Source organism: Proteus myxofaciens ATCC 19692, from assembly GCF_001654855.1.
Classification (GTDB): Bacteria; Pseudomonadota; Gammaproteobacteria; order Enterobacterales; family Enterobacteriaceae; genus Proteus; species Proteus myxofaciens.
On record NZ_LXEN01000139.1, the window covers coordinates 40,457 to 61,817 of the forward strand.

General features: G+C 37.3%; 15 protein-coding genes. 9 read left to right on the forward strand and 6 right to left on the reverse strand.

The features are described from left to right. Positions 1-2 precede the first annotated feature (2 nt). Together cydD and trxB are read right to left on the reverse strand one after the other, a co-directional pair. The gene (cydD, locus tag M983_RS14070) at positions 3-1,772 is read right to left on the reverse strand and encodes a heme ABC transporter permease/ATP-binding protein CydD (RefSeq protein ID WP_066752250.1); all 1,770 of its coding nucleotides are present in this window, start codon (positions 1,770-1,772) and stop codon (positions 3-5) included. Positions 1,773-1,910: 138 nt separating this feature from the next. Next, on the reverse strand, positions 1,911-2,870 hold the full coding sequence (gene trxB / locus M983_RS14075) for a thioredoxin-disulfide reductase (RefSeq protein WP_066752205.1): 960 nt from the start codon (positions 2,868-2,870) through the stop codon (positions 1,911-1,913). Between the two features lie 544 nt (positions 2,871-3,414). On the opposite strand from trxB, the gene lrp reads away from it, so the two are divergent. The 9 genes from lrp to allD all read left to right on the forward strand — a co-directional run bounded on the left by lrp (position 3,415) and on the right by allD (position 15,466). After that, positions 3,415-3,909 (forward strand): leucine-responsive transcriptional regulator Lrp, encoded by a 495-nt coding sequence (gene lrp, locus M983_RS14080; RefSeq protein ID WP_004244566.1) that lies wholly within the window; start codon positions 3,415-3,417, stop codon positions 3,907-3,909. 125 nt (positions 3,910-4,034) lie between these two features. After that, positions 4,035-7,823: a DNA translocase FtsK 4TM domain-containing protein gene (locus M983_RS14085; RefSeq protein WP_066752208.1), complete on the forward strand. Its 3,789-nt coding sequence runs from the start codon at positions 4,035-4,037 to the stop codon at positions 7,821-7,823. Positions 7,824-7,936: 113 nt separating this feature from the next. After that, positions 7,937-8,545, forward strand: a complete 609-nt coding sequence (lolA, locus tag M983_RS14090; protein ID WP_066752211.1) for an outer membrane lipoprotein periplasmic chaperone LolA — start codon at positions 7,937-7,939, stop codon at positions 8,543-8,545. 7 nt (positions 8,546-8,552) lie between these two features. Continuing rightward, entirely contained in the window at positions 8,553-9,896 is a 1,344-nt protein-coding gene (locus M983_RS14095; protein ID WP_066752253.1) for a replication-associated recombination protein A, read from the forward strand. A 113-nt stretch (positions 9,897-10,009) separates the two neighbouring features. Then, positions 10,010-11,299: a serine--tRNA ligase gene (gene serS / locus M983_RS14100; RefSeq protein WP_066752214.1), complete on the forward strand. Its 1,290-nt coding sequence runs from the start codon at positions 10,010-10,012 to the stop codon at positions 11,297-11,299. 304 nt (positions 11,300-11,603) lie between these two features. Continuing rightward, positions 11,604-12,599: a methionine ABC transporter ATP-binding protein gene (locus M983_RS14105; RefSeq protein WP_066752217.1), complete on the forward strand. Its 996-nt coding sequence runs from the start codon at positions 11,604-11,606 to the stop codon at positions 12,597-12,599. Then, entirely contained in the window at positions 12,592-13,278 is a 687-nt protein-coding gene (locus tag M983_RS14110; RefSeq protein WP_066752220.1) for a methionine ABC transporter permease, read from the forward strand. The genes M983_RS14105 and M983_RS14110 overlap by 8 nt, the downstream gene beginning before the upstream one ends. Positions 13,279-13,321: 43 nt before the next feature. Then, complete coding sequence (locus tag M983_RS14115; protein ID WP_066752223.1) at positions 13,322-14,146, forward strand: MetQ/NlpA family ABC transporter substrate-binding protein; 825 nt, start codon at positions 13,322-13,324, stop codon at positions 14,144-14,146. A 270-nt stretch (positions 14,147-14,416) separates the two neighbouring features. Then, positions 14,417-15,466, forward strand: coding sequence for an ureidoglycolate dehydrogenase (gene allD, locus M983_RS14120; protein ID WP_066752226.1), 1,050 nt, complete (start codon positions 14,417-14,419; stop codon positions 15,464-15,466). Positions 15,467-15,533: 67 nt separating this feature from the next. Here the strand turns inward: allD and M983_RS14125 are convergent, their stop codons facing one another. From M983_RS14125 to focA, 4 genes are all read right to left on the reverse strand, one after another. Next, positions 15,534-16,439: a BPSS1780 family membrane protein gene (locus M983_RS14125; RefSeq protein ID WP_066752237.1), complete on the reverse strand. Its 906-nt coding sequence runs from the start codon at positions 16,437-16,439 to the stop codon at positions 15,534-15,536. Positions 16,440-16,786: 347 nt separating this feature from the next. Continuing rightward, positions 16,787-17,527, reverse strand: coding sequence for a pyruvate formate lyase 1-activating protein (gene pflA / locus M983_RS14130; RefSeq protein ID WP_066752240.1), 741 nt, complete (start codon positions 17,525-17,527; stop codon positions 16,787-16,789). A gap of 102 nt (positions 17,528-17,629) precedes the next feature. Then, on the reverse strand, positions 17,630-19,912 hold the full coding sequence (gene pflB, locus M983_RS14135; protein WP_066752243.1) for a formate C-acetyltransferase: 2,283 nt from the start codon (positions 19,910-19,912) through the stop codon (positions 17,630-17,632). Between the two features lie 53 nt (positions 19,913-19,965). After that, a complete protein-coding gene (focA, locus tag M983_RS14140; protein WP_066752246.1) occupies positions 19,966-20,820 on the reverse strand; it encodes a formate transporter FocA in 855 nt (284 codons plus the stop codon). Positions 20,821-21,361 lie beyond the last annotated feature (541 nt).

Genomic DNA, 21,361 nt, shown 5'->3' on the forward strand with positions numbered 1-21,361 from the left:
GATTAAAGTTCCTCTTTACGATGAGCAAGAAGACGAGCAAAAGCCCCTTGCTGGTGGCTTAATGTCTCATAATTCCCTGTTTCTATTATTTTGCCTTTTTCCATCACCCAAATTTCAGAATAATCGATTGTTTCTTCTAATAAATGGGTTACGAGTAAGGTTGTTTGTTGTAATGATGCCTCATTTAATGCCGTCATCACACGTTGCTCACTGTGTGAATCAAGGCTTGCTGCTGGCTCATCTAATAATAAAAACTGGCAAGGTGATAATAAAGCGCGAGCGACAGCAACGCGTTGTGCTTGTCCAACAGATAGACGAGCTGCGCTATCGCCTATTACGGTATTTAATCCATCAGGAAGAGAATCCACAAACTCATTCACATAAGCTTTTTCAATAGCAAGATGAATTTGCGCATCACTCGCGTCAGGCTGGCTTAAGCGAATATTATCAAGCAATGTTTGTTCGGGTAAATTAGGGTTTTGACCCACCCAGCTAACACATTTTCGCCATTGCTCAGGTGCAAGCTCCGTTAATTCAATCCCATTAATTTTTAATGATCCACGATAAGGTAAAAAGCCTAATAACACATTAAGTAGCGAGCTTTTACCTGCTCCACTTTGACCAACAATCGCGATACGCTGATTCGGGTTTATTGTGAAATTAAGAGGACCTGCGAGCTTAACGCCTTGGTGAGAAAGAATTTCAAGCTCATGTGCGGTGATTTCTATTGCACTGTCACTATCAAGGGTTTTATTACCCGCATATTGTGGTTTTTCACCCTTAGCATCAAGAAACTCAACTAAAGATTCAGCCGCACCAACAGCTTGTGCTTTCGCGTGATAATAAGTGCCTAAATCACGCAAAGGTTGGAAAAACTCAGGGGCGAGGATCAATGCTAAAAAGCCAGCAAATAAGGTAACACCTAAACCATAGCTACCAAAGTTAAGTTCACCTAGATAGGAAAAACCAAAGTAAACGGCAACAACAGCAATAGAAACCGCAGTGAAAAACTCTAATACACCAGAAGAAAGAAACGCCATTCGCAATACTTCCATAGTCCGTTTGCGAAAATCTTCTGTTGCTTCTGTAATTTGTGAAACTTCAGCATCACCACGATGGAAAAGACGTAATGTATCTAATCCTCTTAATCTATCAAGAAAATTACCACTTAAGCGACTTAGTGCTAAAAAGTTTCTGCGATTTGCATCTGCAGCGCCTAATCCTACCAATGCCATAAAAATAGGAATAAGAGGGGCGGTGATAAAAAGAATTAAACCCGCAGCCCAGTTAATTGGGACAATGGCAATTAAAATAAGAATAGGAACAATTGAGGCTAAATACATTTGTGGAAGATAGCGTGCGTAGTAATCTTGCATATCTTCAATTTGTTCCAGAATAATCGTCGCCCAGCTTCCTGCGGGTTTCCCTTTAACCCAAACAGGGCCTAAGTCTTCTAGCCTATCAAGGACGACTTTACGAATTTGCTGTCTGACAGCCATACCACAGCGATAACCAACTCGCTCTCGAATTGCCATAACAATTGCGCGTAGTAAAAAAATAGCAATGAGTGTAAGAAAAGTAGGTATATGCGTATCACGGCTAAGACTATCCATGATGAACGCTTGAAGTAATATAGCGAGTAACCATGCTTGAGCAATGATTAACAAACCACTTACTACACCTAAAATCATAGATAGCCGTAGCCATCGACGGGCTGGAGCACTTTGCTGTTTCAGCCATCGAACCAATTCATTTTGTTTAGTTTTATCCATGAGAAAAGATTCAAATTTGCAGGTGAGATACAACGTATCAGAAGGCCAAAAGTGACTAAAAGGCTTTTGGCAACCAAGCATCTATGTTACATGGTAAAAGGCGCTACTGAAATAGCGCCTTGATAGGAAGTGATGATTTTAGTTAGATTTTAGTGCATCTAAGTAACGTTCTGCATCTAAAGCAGCCATACAACCGGTCCCTGCTGAGGTAATAGCTTGGCGATAGATATGATCCATAACATCGCCTGCTGCAAACACACCTTCAATAGAAGTTTGAGTTGCATTACCTTGAGTGCCGGATTGTACTTTGATATAGCCGTTATCTAAAGCGAGTTGATCGTTAAAAATAGCGGTATTTGGGCTATGACCAATGGCGATAAATACACCCATAACATCAAGTTCTTCGGTGTTATCGCTTTTAGTCTCTTTCAGACGAACTTTCGTCACACCCATATCATCGCCAAGAACTTCATCTAATGTTCTATCTGTGTGCAAAATAATATTACCGTTATTGACTTTGTCCATTAAACGGTCAATTAGGATTTTTTCAGAACGGAAAGTATCGCGACGGTGAATAAGGTGAACTTCAGATGCGATATTCGCTAAATAAAGGGCTTCTTCCACCGCAGTATTACCGCCACCGACAACGGCGACTTTTTGGTTACGGTAGAAAAAACCGTCACAAGTTGCGCAAGCTGAAACTCCACGCCCTTTAAATGCTTCTTCTGATGGTAAACCAATATAACGAGCAGAAGCGCCTGTTGCGATAATCAAAGCATCACAAGTATATTCTTGCTCGTCACCAAATAGACGGAAAGGGCGGTTTTTCAGATCGACTTTATTAATATGGTCAGAGATAATCTCTGTATTAAATTTTTTAGCATGTTCAAACATGCGATCCATTAAACCAGGACCCGTTAATCCTTCAGGGTCACCAGGCCAGTTCTCAACTTCTGTTGTGGTTGTCAGCTGACCTCCTTTTTCGACACCTGTAATCAGTACGGGCTCTAGATTTGCTCTAGCAGCATAAACGGCAGCGGTGTAGCCTGCTGGGCCAGAACCTAAAATAATAAGTTTGCTATGTTTTGTGGTGCTCATGAATACCTCATCTCTGATTAGGCTTGATGCGAATTGAGCGATTGTAGGAGAAATAAGACCTTAAAAAAAGGCAATGAAGAGAAATAGGTAGAATATTTTAACTATTTTAGCAATAGATGAAAGTAATATGGTTTAATAATTAACGAGTTATATTGTGGTAACATCAACGAATTAACAGACAATATTTTACTTTACAATTGCTACTTAACTCGCATATATAGAGAGTAATATAGCCCCTTGTTCTGATTTTTACTCATTTACTTTGACAATCGGCTGTACTTTTGCGAAAACATGATTATCAAAGATAATTATCTTCAATCGGTATATATACTATTTTTGAGACAGTTGTGGTATAGGATAGTCATTTTACGATATTTACTAATAAGTAGTGAGGTAAAGCAACCGCTTTATCGAGTATTATAAGAAAATAGATTAGTAGTTTGCTCTGACTGTTTGATACCAAAGTTTCGACATTGATACTGAAGGTGTGCAGGTATGGGTATAGGAAAAATAAAGTAGAGAAAAAGAGAAAGAGAGTATAGAGATGATTGATAATAAAAAGCGTCCGGGTAAAGATCTTGATAGAATAGACCGGAATATTCTAAATGAACTACAAAAAGATGGTCGTATTTCCAATGTTGAATTATCTAAACGTGTTGGTTTATCACCAACGCCTTGTTTAGAGCGTGTTCGTCGTCTGGAGCGCCAAGGATTTATCTCTGGATATACTGCATTATTAAATCCACATTATCTAGATGCTTCACTGCTGGTATTTGTAGAAATTACACTAAACCGTGGTGCACCTGATGTCTTTGAACAATTTAATATGGCTGTTCAAAAACTAGAAGAAATCCAAGAATGCCATTTAGTTTCTGGGGACTTTGATTACTTGTTGAAAACTCGTGTACCTGATATGTCAGCTTATCGTAAATTACTGGGTGAAACTCTGTTACGTCTTCCAGGTGTTAATGACACGCGCACTTATGTTGTAATGGAAGAAGTTAAACAAAGCAATCGCCTTGTTATTAAAACTCGCTAAGCCAACTTAAAGGTTGTGCAAAATAGGAAAAGTTAGGTACACTCCTGTTTATGCATACAGTTTCAACGCTGGGTTATCTCAGCGTTGTTCCATTTTAACCCTAAGTTAAACCTGGAGAGCCCTCTTTGAGCCAGGAATATACCGAAGACAAAAATATTCGTTTAACCAAAATAAGTAACCGCCGACGTATATGGGAAGCTATCCTCATTTTAATCGGTATTGGTGCTATCTTTTTAATGGTTTCCTTATTCAGCTTCCATCCTTCTGATCCTAGTTGGTCACAAACAACATGGAATGAACCTATCCAAAATTTAGGTGGAGGTATTGGAGCGTGGTGTGCTGATATTCTCTTTTCAGCATTTGGTTTGCTAGCTTATGCCATTCCTGTTGTTATTGTGTTTGGATGCTGGAATTCACTGCGTTATCAAAAAAATCGTGAATATACCGATTTCTTTTCTCTCTCTTTACGCACAATTGGTGCCTTGGCTCTGGTTTTAACATCTTGTGCATTAGCCGATATCAACTTTGATGATATTTATAACTTCAGCTCAGGTGGGGTTGTTGGTAGCTTATTTAGCAAGGCATTACTACCTTGGTTTAACGTATTAGGTGCAACACTTGCACTGCTTTGTGTATGGGCGATTGGTTTTACTCTGTTTACAGGCTGGTCATGGTTAACCATTACTGAAAAAATGGGTGCAGTTATCTTGGGAGCGATTGGCTTTGTTACCAATAGAGGCCAAAAAGATATTGATTATGACAATGATGCTGACTATGACGAAAATGAGTATAACGAATATACAGATGAAAAAGCGCAAGAAGATAATAAAGAACGTTCTGATTATCAACATCAATTAGATAATAACCATGGGCAATCTATTGTAGCGCAAGACAGCGACGATATTTTATTTTCAACACCCTCAGTGCTAGAGTTAGCTCGTCAGCAACATGAGCCTGAAACCTCAGAAGAAGCACTAGAACAGAAGTCTAATTCTAAGAGTGGCGATGAGCTAACTAATCAGCAAGAATTAGATGAAGAAGTACTTCCATCTATTTCTGTAATAAATGAGCATAATCAACAGCCTATTGATACAGGAACTGTACAACAAGTATCTTCAAATATAGACAGTACATCACATTTAAATACAGAATCTCAACATCTTGATACAAATGCAGTTTTACCGCATGCTACATCAAATAGCGATGATAATGACAATATAGAACATTATCGCTTTGAAATTCCAGATGCTTTCTTAAAAGGTTATGCTGGTATAAATCAAGATAGTGCGTCATCAATAACAGACCATGATGCAGATGATAAAGATATATCGTTAGCGCATTCTACTCCTGTTCAACAAAGTCAGAACGAAACACAAGTACGCACCCATATTGAGAAAACAGAGCCCACATTCACGGCTCCTGATGCTGACAGTGCTTCATTTGCTCAAACAGCCTCAACAATAGCTGCTGGTGCAACAGGGGCTATCGTGACACATGGCACTCAAGTCAAACAAGGCATTGGGCCTGAATTACCAAGACCAAACCCAGTTCGTTTACCTACACGTCGTGAAATGTATGGAATCCATATCCCTTCTCAACGTGAAGCTGAGCTAAAGCGTCGTGAAGAAAATATTCATACTGAAACTGATGAAAATAATTTAGCCGATTTACACGAACAAGCGAATTTTGAACAAGCATTGCGTCAGCAGTTTTTTGAACAACAACGTGAGCGTTATGGCGATGATGTAATAGAGCAGGAAAATGAATCTCAAGTATCAATGCCTGTATCTAATGAGCAATACGATGATGAACCACATATTTCGTCAGAAACATTTGTATCAAATACACATAATCAATTTGATGACGAAGAGGATGTGCATCAGCAACATTTAGCTACTCAATTTAAACAACAGCAAGAACAACGTTATGCGAATGGCCGTGCATTAACTGATGATGAACATTTACCAACTATTTCAACAAAAGAACTAGAAACAGCATTAGGCTATCATCCTCATATTGAGCATTCTTTTGCATCTCAATCAACGCAACCAGTACAGCGCACTGAGCCACAAACACAATATCCTGCAAGCAATGCTTTTTTACAGGTATCGCCACGTGATGATGAAGAGGATGAATATAGTCCAACGATTGAGTTAGAAGAAGATTTAACGGCGTTAGAACGTTTTTCTCCACTTGATGATTTATTGGAAGATGAAGCCGTTGAACCAGTCTTTACACCAATGGCTTTTGAAGCAAAACCATCAGACACACCAACACAATCAAGAGTTGAATCACAGCCTAATGTGACTCACAATTTGGCTCAGCAACAGCAACAGCAACAGCAACAGCAACAGCAACAGCAACAGCAACAGCAAGAATCATTAATTCATCCATTCTTGATGCGTAATGACAGACCGTTGCAAAAGCCGACTACGCCAATGCCATCACTCGACTTATTAACAACACCGCCTGTTGAAGAAGAGCCTGTTGATATGTTTGAGCTGGAACGTATTGCTAAATTGATTGAGGCTCGTCTTAATGATTATCGTGTTAAAGCAAAAGTGGTTGGTATTTCACCTGGACCTGTTATTACACGTTTCGAATTAGAACTGGCGCCAGGTGTAAAAGCGGCTCGAATTTCAAACCTTTCACGCGATTTGGCGCGTTCACTTTCAGCCACTGCGGTACGTATTGTAGAGGTAATCCCTGGTAAACCTTATGTTGGGCTAGAGTTACCAAACAAAAAACGCCAAACAGTATATATGCGTGAATTGCTCGATAGTGATTCATTCCGCGATAGCCATTCGCCATTAACTGTTGTCTTGGGTAAAGATATTGGCGGTGAACCTGTTGTGGCTAACTTAGCAAAAATGCCTCACTTACTGGTTGCTGGTACAACAGGGTCGGGTAAATCAGTCGGTGTGAATGCGATGATTATCAGCATTCTCTATAAAGCAAAACCTGAAGATGTTCGCTTTATTATGATTGATCCTAAAATGTTAGAACTTTCTGTTTATGAAGGTATTCCACACCTACTCACAGAAGTTGTGACTGATATGAAAGATGCAGCCAGTGCACTGCGTTGGAGTGTGGCAGAAATGGAGCGCCGTTATAAATTAATGTCTGCATTAGGTGTCCGTAATCTGGCAGGATATAACGAAAGAATCAAAGAAGCTGAAGCTATGGGGCGACCAATTCCAGATCCATTCTGGAAATCAACAGATAGCATGGCAACAGAAATACCAATGCTAGAAAAAGAGCCTTATATCGTTGTAGTCGTTGATGAATTTGCTGATTTAATGATGACAGCTGGCAAAAAAGTAGAAGAGCTGATTGCTCGTCTTGCACAAAAAGCACGTGCTGCGGGAATTCATCTTGTATTAGCAACTCAACGACCTTCTGTTGATATTATCACAGGGTTAATTAAAGCCAATATACCAAGCCGTATCGCCTTTACGGTATCAAGCAAAATCGACTCTCGTACTATCCTTGACCAAGGTGGTGCAGAATCTTTACTCGGTATGGGTGATATGCTCTATGCGCCAAATGGTTATATGCCAGAGCGTGTCCATGGTGCTTTTGTCAGTGATGATGAAGTTCATGCTGTGGCAACAGACTGGAAAGCACGAGGTCGTCCACAATATATCGAAGCTATCACGAAATGTGGTGAAGAAGGTGAAAACAGTGGTGGTGGATATGATGATGGTGAAGAGCTTGATCCATTATTTGATCAAGCAGTAGAATTTGTTGTTGAGAAACAGCGAGTTTCTATTTCTGGTGTACAACGTCAATTTAGAATTGGTTACAACCGAGCAGCGAGAATTGTTGAACAAATGGAAATGCAAGGCATTGTCAGTACGCCAAATCATAACAATACTCGTGATGTGCTAGCACCACCACCTTCAGATATGTAATGTCTTGAAAAATCAGTTATCAGCATATCCAATGACATGATAATCTGCATAATAACTTATAAATAATACGCCGACATTATGTCGGCGTTATCTCAGCCAGAGGGCTTGAAAAAATGAAAAAATTATTACTCGCTGTGTGTGCAATGACAATATTTACCAGTCAGGCTTCTTGGGCTGATGCTCGCCAAGATTTACAACAACGTTTAAATAAAATAAACAGTTTTCAGGCAAATTTTAGCCAAACAGTGACAAGTAATGAAGGCTCATTAATTCAAAAAGGTGAAGGTAATTTAAAAGTACAACGCCCTGATTTATTTAACTGGCAAATGACATCACCTGATGAGAGCACCCTAATTTCTGATGGTAAAACACTTTGGTTTTATAACCCTTTTGTTGAACAAGTCACAGCTACATGGCTTGAAAGTGCAACGACTAATACACCATTTATGTTGATTGCACGTAATGACAGCAAAGAATGGCAAAATTATGATGTAAAACAAAAAGGTGATAAATTTGAGTTAACACCAAAAACAGAAAATAACTTAAAACACTTCACGATTACTGTTTTACCTAATGGTCAAATCCAACAGTTTGCAGCGACTGAGCAAGATGGACAAGTCAGCAACTATCAACTGACAGCTCAGAAATCAGCAACGGTTGACGCATCAACCTTCCACTTTACACCACCAGAAGGTGTGACTGTGGATGATCAACGTCAGTGAGGATATTTTGAGTAATTTATCACTCGATTTTTCACACAATGAATTCCAACCTTTGGCCGCGAGAATGCGGCCAGAAACGTTAGAACAATATATTGGACAGACTCACTTATTAGCAGAAGGTAAGCCTCTACCGCGTGCGATTAAGGCGGGTCAATTGCATTCCATGATCTTATGGGGGCCTCCAGGTACAGGTAAAACCACATTGGCTGAAATTATTGGTCGATATGCCAATGCGGATATAGAAAGACTATCTGCGGTAACATCAGGTATAAAAGAAATTAGAGAATCGATTGAAATTGCACGTCAAAATCGTAATGCAGGTCGTAGAACAATTTTGTTTGTTGATGAAGTCCATCGTTTCAATAAAAGCCAGCAAGATGCCTTTTTGCCTCATATTGAAGATGGCACAATAACCTTTATTGGTGCAACAACCGAAAATCCCTCTTTTGAATTAAACTCAGCACTTCTTTCAAGAGCCCGAGTTTACTTACTACGTTCACTGACTGAAAGTGATATTGAGCTTGTTTTACAGCAAGCATTAGAGGATAGCTCGCGCGGATTAGGTGGTCGCAATATTGTGCTACCTGATGATACAAAAAGAATGATCGCTGAATTAGTCAATGGTGATGCTCGTCGTTCATTAAACTTGCTTGAAATGATGGCTGATATGGCGGAAGTAGACAGCCAAGGTATGCGCATCTTAACACCTGAATTACTAAAAGAAGTGGGTGGAGAACGCAGTGCAAGATTTGATAACAAAGGTGATCGATTTTACGATTTAATTTCTGCTGTACATAAATCAGTAAGAGGCTCAGCACCTGATGCAGCGCTTTATTGGTATGCGAGAATTATTACAGCGGGTGGCGATCCACTTTATGTGGCACGACGCTTGTTAGCTATCGCCTCTGAAGATATTGGCAATGCGGATCCTCGAGCAATGCAAGTCGCTATAGCTGCATGGGATTGCTTTACACGAGTAGGCCCAGCTGAAGGTGAGCGCGCGATAGCACAAGCGATTGTTTATCTTGCTTGTGCGCCTAAAAGTAATGCAGTGTACACGGCCTTTAAAGCGGCATTAAATGATGCGAAAAATAAACCGGATTATGATGTGCCAGAACATTTGCGTAATGCACCTACAAAATTAATGAAAGAAATGGGATTAGGTGCACAATATCGCTATGCACATAATGAACCTAATGCTTATGCTGCTGGTGAAGTCTATTTTCCTAAAGAAATGGCAGATACTCACTACTACGAACCCGTAAAAAGAGGTTTAGAAATCAAGGTTGCTGAGAAATTAGACTGGCTTTCTCAACAAGATCAAAATAGTGCGACAAAACGCTATCGTTAATTGTAAAGTTGCGGTAAGGTTGTTTAAATATCAGTAATTTTTTAACTATGCTTTTTCTCAATAGTGAGGAAAGGTTTTTATTAAACTATTAAATTAATAAGCACAGGATAAGCATGCTCGATCCAAATCTACTGCGTAATGAGCTAGACGCGGTCGCCGAAAAACTGGCTCGCAGGGGTTTCACCCTCGATGTAGAAAAAATTCGTCAACAAGAAGAACGCCGTAAGGTGTTACAAGTTGAAACTGAATCCCTGCAAGCAGAACGTAATTCTCGATCGAAGTCCATTGGTGCTGCCAAATCGCGCGGTGAAGATATTGAGCCACTTCGTCAGGAAGTTAACCTGTTAGGTGAAAAACTCGAAAAAGCAAAAGCTGAATTAGAAAAACTGCAAGCTGAAATTCGTGATTACGCGTTAACTATTCCAAATATCCCTGATGATGCTGTACCAAATGGTAAAGATGATAGCGAAAACGTTGAAGTCTCTCGTTGGGGCACACCAAAAACGTATGATTTTGAATTAAAAGATCATGTAACATTAGGTGAGTTAACGGATGGTCTAGATTTTGCTTCTGCGGTTAAAATTACCGGCTCTCGCTTTGTTGTGATGAAAGGGCAAATCGCGCGCCTACATCGTGCAATTACTCAGTTTATGCTTAACCTGCACACAGAAGAGCATGGCTATCAAGAGCTGTATGTCCCTTACTTAGTTAACCATGCAACGCTTTATGGTACAGGTCAGTTACCAAAATTCAGTGATGATCTTTTCCATACTAAGCCTTTAGAAGAAGAAACTGAAAGCCAATATGCGCTTATTCCAACGGCTGAAGTTCCTGTGACTAATATGGTAAGAGATGAAATCCTAGAAGAGGATGCTCTGCCTCTGCGTATGACTGCTCACACGCCGTGTTTCCGCTCTGAGGCAGGCTCTTATGGTCGTGATACTCGCGGTCTTATTCGTATGCACCAATTTGATAAAGTTGAACTTGTTCAAATTGCACATCCTGAAAAATCTATGGATGCACTAGAAGAACTGACGGGTCATGCTGAGAAAGTATTACAGCTTTTAAACTTACCTTATCGTAAAGTTATTTTATGTACTGGTGATATTGGTTTTGGGTCACGTAAAACTTACGATTTAGAAGTTTGGGTGCCTGCTCAAAATACTTACCGCGAAATTTCTTCATGCTCAAACATGTGGGATTTCCAAGCACGACGCATGCAAGCTCGCTTCCGTTCTAAAGGTGATAAGAAAACACAACTTGTTCATACACTAAATGGTTCAGGTCTTGCTGTAGGTCGTACACTAGTTGCAATTTTAGAAAACTATCAAATGGCTGATGGCCGTATTGAAATACCAGAAGTATTACGCCCTTATATGAATGGTCTAGAATTTATCGGTTAATTATTTAGCCAATAAAAAAGATTTAAATAATGAAACCCTCTGTTTTTACAGAGGGTTTTTTTATAGTTCTTACTAAGTGTAAATAACTATTTATTATCATCATTAAGAATCTTAAAACTATTTTTTCAGTTTAAGGTGAAATATAAACGTGTAATTAGAAATAAAATAGATAATTTTATCCTAAGATATGTTTATTTGTTTTATCGGTTTTTTATTACCTACTTGACAATTTGACTTATTATCATTAACTTGGATTTCCAGACGTTTAGCCATCTAGATCTCTATTTAAAATGGGTTAATAAAAATGATAACACTAAAAAATGTCAGCAAAATTTATCAACGAGGGAAAAAGCAAACAGTTGCAGTTGATAATATTAACCTTAATATCTCACAAGGTGATATTTTCGGCATTATTGGTTACAGTGGCGCGGGTAAAAGCAGTTTGATCCGTTTACTTAATCGGCTAGAAACGGTGACAAAAGGCGAGGTTATCGTTGGTCAAAACAATATTACGACCAGCAGTGAAAAAGAGATCCGTAAAATACGTCATTCAATTGGAATGATCTTTCAACATTTTAATTTATTGTGGTCGAGAACTGTTAGAGAAAATATTGAATTTCCACTTGAGATCTCAGGTGTAAATAAAAAACAACGTACAGAGCGAGCTAATGAATTAATGGCATTAGTTGGGCTTTCTGATAAAGCCGAAGAATATCCATCAACATTAAGTGGTGGACAAAAACAACGTGTAGGTATTGCTAGAGCGTTGGCAAATAATCCTGATGTTCTATTATGTGATGAAGCAACATCAGCATTAGATCCTAAAACAACACAAACAATATTATCGCTACTTGCTGAAATCAATCGTAAATTAAATATTACGATTGTTCTTATAACTCATGAAATGCAGGTAGTAAAAGCAATATGTAATAAAGTTGCCGTTATTGAGCAAGGTAAAATTATCGAACAAGGTGATGTTAGTACGGTTTTTGAAAAGCCTAAACATCACGTCACTCAACAATTTTTATCTCAATCTACCCATCTTATTGATAGTAATGACGATATTATCGCATTAAAACAACAAGGCACGATAATAAGAGTATTATTGCAAGAAAATAAGCAACAAGATTATTTTCTTTATGACCTAATATCTCAATTTAATGAGCCAATTAAATTAATAAAAGGTAACTTCTCACAAGAAAATGGTTTTATTTATTTGCAATTAAAAAATAAATCTAACGAGATTATTCATTATCTCGAAAATAATAATTTTAATTTAACGGTTATACAATATGGATGAAATACAACATTGGGTTAAAGATTATTTACCCCATTTAAAATTAAATGTATTAGGTGAAGAAACGTTAAATACACTTTATATGACATTTGTTTCTGGTGCGCTTTCTTGTGTATTAGGTATTTTTATTGGTGTTACCTTATTTTTAACAGCTAAAGAGAGTTATAAAGAAAATCTTATTATTTATCGTATTCTTTCATTTATTGTTAATATTTTTAGGGCTGTACCTTTTATTATTTTAATTATCTTACTTTTCCCGGTAACTAAATGGATTGTAGGAACTATATTAGGTGTAAATGCAGCACTTCCTGCTTTAGTTATTTCAGCAGGTGCTTTCTATGCTCGATTAGTTGAATTGGCACTACGCGAAGTTGATAAAGGGGTAATCGAAGCGAGCCAATCAATGGGCGCTAATTTATCAACACTTATCTTTAAAGTGTTATTACCTGAATCATCACCTGCTTTAATATCAGGTCTTACTGTGACATTAATTTCATTAGTCGGTGGAACCGCAGTCGCAGGTGCAATAGGTGCCGGTGGGTTAGGGAATTTAGCGTATTTAGAAGGATTTCAACGTAGTCATCTTGATGTTGTTTGGGTTGCTACATTGGTTATTTTATTGATTGTTTTATGTATCCAATTAATTGGTGATGGTGTTGTACGTAGTATAGATAAACGTTAGTAAATAAAAAATTAACCAAAATTAAATTTTAAAAGGTAATAAAATGACTCTTACAGTATTAAAAAAGCTGGGTACTTTGCTATTTATTGGCCTAGCTATTTCAGCGTGCAAACCAGCGGAAGAAAAATCACACGATAAACTTATTATTGGTGCATCAAGTACACCACATGCAGAAATTCTTGAATTTATTAAACCGCAATTAGCGAAAGAAGGCGTTGATCTCGATATTCGTATTTTTAATGACTACATTATTCCTAACCAAGCGTTAGCTGAAAAAGAATTAGATGCTAATTTCTTTCAACATGTCCCATATTTAAATAAAACATTAGCCGATCACCCTGATTGGAAATTAGTTTCTGCTGGTGCGGTACATATGCACCCGTATCGTTTTTTCTCTCAAAAGTATAAAAGCTTACAGGATTTACCTAATGGCGCAAAAATGATTAGCAGTAATAATCTCGCTCAGCATGGTCATATTCTAAAGCTTTTTCAAGATGAAGGTTTAATAAAATTACGTTCAGGTATTGATCCTGATGACTCAACCATTGATGATATTGTTGAAAATCCACGCAACATAAAATTCCTTTTTAATTATGATGGTCCATTACTGCCACAAATTTATAAAAATGGTGAGGCTGATGTTGCATCAATTGATGGACACTTTGCTATTAATGCAGGATTAGATTTAACCAAAGAAGTTATCTACACCGAGCCTGCGGCTAATAGTAAATTTGCCAATGTGATTGTAGTAAGAGAAGAGGATAAGAATGATCCTCGTATTGAAAAATTAATGGCACAACTGACTTCTCCAGAAACAAAGCAATTTATTTTAGAATCATTTAAAGGCGAAGCTGTTCCTGTTCCATAATGATTAATACGTTAATTAAATGACAAAAGTGAAGTGAGTAATAGCTTCACTTTTTTCTTATTTAATTAATAGATAATAGAAAGATTATAAAAAGCTTTTTAATAAAAAAAGGTCTATTTAACAAAAATATAACGTAATACTTTATTGGTTAAACCGATCACAGCATCAGCATGTAATACTGTTAGATTAAGTTTATAGCATAAATTTATTAATTATTATTACTTACCGATATTCTTATTTATAAGAACCCTACAATAAAGAGTCAATTCTATGATAGTAACTAAACAACAGTTACATGAACTAATCAAAAATAAATTACATCATGCAGGATTAAATAACGACCATGCTGATACTGTTGCGGATGTATTAGTACATGCTGATGCGAAAGGCATTCACTCTCATGGTGCTGTACGCGTTGAATATTATGCTGAACGTATTAGCAAAGGTGGAACGAATACCCATCCTAATTTTACTTATACTGAAACGGGGCCTTGTAGTGCTATTTTTGATGGCGACAATGGCGCAGGTCATGTTGCGGCAAAACAAGCCATGGAAAAAGCCATTATAATGGCAAAAGAGAAAGGCGTTGCCATTGTTGGTGTAAGACGAATAGGTCATAGTGGTGCACTTTCTTATTTTGTTGAGCAAGCATCACAAACAGGCATGATTGGTATTTCACTTTGCCAATCTGATCCTATGGTGGTGCCTTTTGGTGGATCTGAAGTGTATTATGGCACTAATCCTATTGCATTCTCAGCACCAGGTATAGGTGATAAACATATTACATTTGATATGGCAACAACAGTACAAGCATGGGGTAAAGTGCTTGATGCTCGCTCTCGCCATGCAGATATTCCTAATACATGGGCTGTTGACGATAAAGGGCAACCTACAACAGATCCTTTTGCTGTAAAAGGGTTATTGCCTATCGCAGGGCCTAAAGGCTATGGCTTAATGATGATGGTAGATGTGTTATCTGGTATTTTATTAGGATTACCTTTTGGTAAGCACGTTAGTTCTATGTATCACGATTTAACGCAAGGGCGAGAATTGGGTCAATTACATATTGTGATTAATCCCGCTTTCTTTACTGATACTACTTTATTTAAAGAGCATATTTCGCAAGTAATGACCGAGTTAAATCAAATTAAGCCAGCAGAAGGCGTTGAAAAGGTACTTTATCCTGGTGAAAATAGTCAAATAGAAGCACAACGCAGTGAAAAAGAAGGAATAGAAATTGTTGATGAAATTTATGATTATCTAACTTCTGACGTGCTTTTTAATCAGTCTTTCGATAATAAAAATCCATTTGCTAGTTAGTTTTTTAGCGATAAAAAAGAGCCACTTATATAAATAACTGGCTCTTTTTACATGTCTTTATTTGGTATTAGTTAACAATATTATTATCATAAGTCTTGTTAGAAGAATGACTATTTAATGCAAGTTCAGAGCTATTATCATTGTTGCCAGTATAATTGCTATTTTGCTCTTCAATATTGTTAAGATAAAAAATATCACGATAGGAAGCGTATTGTGCAACATATGAAAGTGGAATAGTGATAAATAAACCAATACCAAATGGAATTGCACTAATCGCAGTCAGAATAGACAGCAAGATAAAATAGACAAAGCCACCCGATAGATTTTTTATTACGGCAGTAAAGCTGGTTTTTATTGCGGGGATTGCTTTATAACCATTGATTAAAATAAGTGCAGGTGCAAACCAAGATATCGCTACGCTAATAAGTGAGAATATCAATAATATAATGAAAAATAAGATAAAAGAAGAAAAGTTATTCTCTATTAATACTTGAAGATAATATTTTGAATTCGTATCACTATCATTAACCAGAGATATCATTGTACTAATTAAATCCCAGTTAATCGCAAGCGCTATAATAAAGCCGATAAAAATTATCAATATCGAAATACAATAAGCGCCAATCAAGCTAATATAGCGCCCGTTTTTAAATCCTGAAAATAAGAGGTCAATATCTATTTGCCCTGTATCATATTGCTTATGAGCGATGACTGCGATACCAGCAACGATGATAGCAGTAAAAAAACTCGCTGCAATTGAGCCAATAATAGGGATGAGGGAAAGCAAGAGAGTGATAATTGCATTAATAATAACATAGATAATAATAATACCTATCCATTTAAAAATGCCTTCTTTTAATAGATCCCACCCAGTTCCTATCCAATTAATACCACCCGAAAAGCCTCGTTTTTGAGGAGTTGGTGTAAAAGTTTGTTGTTGATTGGGTTGTGATGGGTTACTACCTTGTTCCATTTTTATTTCCTTTATTTAATACTATAATTAATATTAGCAGTACCTATAGTATCTTTTTAATTTAATATTAATCAAATTGATTAAACTAAATATAAAGTAAAAATAATCCTGTGAAAAAATTTATACTCATTATGTGGATAATTATGTGTTTTATAAAGAGAATAGGTGAGTTAATTAGTCTGTATGACTGCAATGAAGGGGAAATAAAAAATTTATTATCGTTTAGTGTAAAGGATAATTAATGTGTAGTAGAAAGATTAGCCAAAGTATTATTAATAATTATGTACAAAAAGAAAAACAGCGCATTATACGCTGTTTTTAAAGGATTAAAGTGTGTTATGTATTATTTAGTACATCACTTTATGACCATAAGATTCTAAAATAGATTTTACGTTTTCCATCGTTTCTTTTGAAGGGGGATGAATACCATCAAGTTTATATTCTTCGCCTAGCGCTACCCATTTATGTTTACCTAATTCATGGTAAGGGAGTAGTTCTACTTTTTCTATGTTTTTCATGTCTTTAATAAACTCGCCTAAGCGATGAGCAGAGTCATCATCATCAGACCAACCTGGGACAACAACATAGCGAACCCATGTTTTTTGCCCACGTTTTGCGAGATAGCGTGCGAATTCTAATGTACGTTGGTTAGATACACCAACCAGTTTTTGGTGAATTTCATCATTAACTTGTTTTAGATCGAGCATAACCAAATCTGTCACATCCATTAATTCATCAATGACAGGATCATAACGGCGCACAAAACCATTGGTATCTAAACAAGTGTGAATATTTTCTTTTTTACAGGCTCTAAACCAATCACGAACAAATTCGGCCTGTAAAATGGCTTCACCACCAGAAGCCGTAACACCACCGCCAGATGCATTCATAAAATGGCGATAGGTAACCGCTTCTTTCATTAATTCATCAACAGTGACAATTTGCCCACCATGAGTATCCCATGTGTCACGATTGTGACAATAGAGGCATCTCATTAGGCATCCTTGAAAGAAAACAATAAAACGTATTCCGGGACCATCAACAGTACCGCAGGATTCAAATGAGTGGATACGACCAAGTAAGGACATAACAGGATTACTCCAAAACTGTCTAGATAAAAAGGCCCCAAGTAGGGGCCTTTATTCTATGCGATTTTATCTACTTTCTCAGTAAATAAATACATATCTTTATTACATTGTTTGTGTGAATGTACGAGTGATAACGTCTTGTTGCTGTTCTTTAGTTAAAGAGTTAAAACGAACAGCATAGCCAGAAACACGAATAGTTAACTGAGGATATTTTTCAGGATCTTCCATTGCTTCTAACAGCATTTCACGGTTCATTACGTTCACATTCAGATGTTGGCCACCTTCGATGCTCGCTTCATGGTGGAAATAACCATCCATTAGACCTGCAAGGTTAGCTTTACGTACATCGTCATCTTTACCTAATGCATTTGGTACGATTGAGAAGGTATAAGAAATACCATCTTTCGCATAAGCAAATGGCAGTTTAGCAACAGATGTGAGTGAAGCAACAGCACCTTTTTGGTCACGACCATGCATTGGGTTAGCACCTGGGCCAAATGGAGCACCAGCACGACGGCCATCTGGTGTGTTACCTGTTTTCTTACCATAAACAACGTTTGAAGTGATAGTCAGAATAGACTGTGTAGGTACCGCATTACGGTATGTACGCAGTTTCTGAATTTTCTTCATAAAGCGTTCAACTAAGTCACAAGCGATATCATCAACACGAGAATCGTTGTTACCAAATTGTGGGTATTCACCTTCAATGTTGAAGTCAACCGCTAAGCCATTTTCATCACGTACTGGTGAAACTTTCGCGTATTTGATTGCAGCTAATGAGTCAGCAGCAACAGAAAGACCTGCGATACCACATGCCATTGTACGATAAACATCACGATCATGAAGAGCCATCAGTGCAGCTTCATAGCTATATTTGTCATGCATATAGTGGATAACATTCAGTGCAGTAACGTACTGAGTTGCTAACCAATCCATGAAACGGTCCATTTGGTTCATCACGGTATCGAAATCTAAGACTTCGTCCATGATTGGCGCATGTTTTGGACCTACTTGCATTTTCAGTTTTTCATCAACACCACCATTGATGGTATACAGTAATGTTTTAGCTAAGTTAGCACGAGCACCGAAGAACTGCATTTGTTTACCCACAACCATTGGGCTTACACAACATGCAATTGCATAGTCATCACTGTCAAAATCAGGACGCATTAAGTCATCATTTTCGTACTGAATTGAAGATGTATCGATGGAGACTTTTGCTGCATATTTTTTGAAGTTAATAGGCAGTTGTTCTGACCATAGAATAGTCATGTTTGGTTCTGGTGATGGACCCATAGTGTATAAGGTATTTAAGAAACGGAATGTATTCTTAGTTACCATAGTACGGCCATCTAAACCCATACCTGCTAATGATTCAGTTGCCCAGATTGGGTCACCAGAGAACAGTTCATCATATTCAGGAGTACGTAAGAAACGAACCATACGTAATTTCATGACTAAGTGGTCAATTAATTCTTGAGCTTGTTCTTCTGTTAAAATGCCTGCGTCGATATCACGTTGGATATAGATATCTAAGAAGGTAGATACACGACCGAAGGACATAGCAGCACCATTTTGTGATTTAACTGCAGCTAAATAGCCGAAGTAAGTCCACTGTACTGCTTCTTTTGCATTTTGCGCTGGACGAGAGATATCGTAACCATAGCTTGCTGCCATTTCTTGGATTTGACCTAATGCTGCGTGTTGGTCTGCAATTTCTTCACGCAGTTGGATGGTCATTTCTAAGTCTTCGCCTTTTTCCATTCTTTCTTGTAAAGAAGTGAATTGAGCGAATTTGTCTTTACGTAGGAAGTCGATACCGTATAGAGCAACACGACGGTAGTCACCAATGATACGACCACGACCGTAAGCATCTGGTAAACCTGTTAAAATACCTGATTTACGGCATTTTAAAATGTCTGGAGTATATACATCGAAAACACCTTGGTTATGGGTTTTACGATAAGTAGTGAAGATTTTTTTCAGTTCAGGATCTAGCTCGCGATCGTAAGCATGACATGAACTTTCAACCATACGGATACCACCGAATGGGATGATTGCACGTTTTAGAGGTGCATCAGTCTGTAAACCTACGATTTGTTCTAAATCTTTCGCAATGTAGCCTGCATCGTGAGAAGTAATAGTTGCAGCTACAGAAGTATCAAAATCAACCGGCGCATGAGTGCGGTTTTCGATTTTGATGCCTTCCATGACTTGATCCCACAGTGTATCTGTTGCTTTAGTGGAACCTGCTAGGAAAGATTCGTCGCCTTCATATGGAGTATAGTTTTTTTGGATAAAGTCACGAACGTTAACGCTATTCGACCATTCACCTTCAGAAAAACCTTTCCATGCTTGAGCAAATTTTTCATTTAAATCAGACATGATACTTCTACCTTTTTGCAATGGAACTTAAGAAATCAGTCATACCCACACAATTAATGCTTAGCATTGCGCAGATACATTAACCAGTATACCAGACCGACAAGGACGGCCCCGCCAATAATGTTACCGATAGTTACTGGTATTAAATTATCGACTAGAAAATTTGATACCGTTAAATCTGAAAATTGTTCTGGTGATGCACCTATATTTGTCCAAAATTCACTAGGTGCAAAATTTTTAATCACTATAGCTAATGGAATAAGAAACATGTTAGCGATACTGTGCTCAAATCCACTAGCAACGAACATACCGATTGGTAAAATAAGTGCAAATAATTTATCTATCAGTGTACGGCCTGCATAACTCATCCAGACTGCAAGACAAACCATTAAGTTAGCTAAAATACCTAAACAAATTGCTTCAATAACCGTATGTTCAACTTTATGTTGTGCTGTTTGTAGAACATTAAGACCCCAAAGACCATTGGCTGCGGTGTATTGACCTGCAAACCAGATTAGTGCGACAAAAAAAAGTGCACCAATAAAATTACCAATATAGACATTTATCCAGTTGGCAAGCATTTTGCCCCATGATATACGTCCAGTTGCTTTAGGGATTATAGTAAGAACAGTGGAAGTAAATAAGTCGGCGCCACAGGCAACGACAAGCATTAACCCCAAAGAGAAACAGATACCACCGACTAATTTAGCCAGTCCAAAAGGAACAGATGCTGTACCCGTGGTTGCTGTGATATAAAAAACAAATGCAATTGAAATAAACATTCCCGCCGTAAAGGCAGATAAATATGTTATCGAAGTCTGTTTATTTGCTTTATAACAACATGCATCATCGGCAATTTTTGCCATGTCAGCAGGGGATAATAAATTAAAAGGGCTGTCAGCTTTCATACCAACACTCTCTTATGATGTTAGAATAATTATAGTACGCAATAATAGTAGCAAAGGGGCTAACTTCTAAAATTGATATGGATCATAGTCGTTAATCAAGATACCGTTGCTAGTATATAAAAACAAGGTAAAAATACCATAATTATTTGATTCTTAAAAAGAAAAATTTTTTTAAAAATTATCAAAAAATTTTATGCCCGCTAGATAAATAAAGTAAAAAGTAAATACAAAGTATATTTTAAATGACGAATGTTAATAATAAAAAATAAAAATTAACGCTATATTCACTTTTTATAGAAAAATAAACACTACTTTATTTGTGGGTAATAGAAAATACCTTTCTAGCATAAAAACCATTATAAAAATAAGGTTTTTGAAATTTTGAGATCTCGCTAAACAAATAGCGAATTAAACCAAAAATAATTTATTTATTAGCGATAGCATTCAATATATTAATAATGATTCATATATAAAATCAATAATCGACATTTTTGCCATATTTTGACATTTTTGTCATAGCGTAAATGAAATAAAAACACTC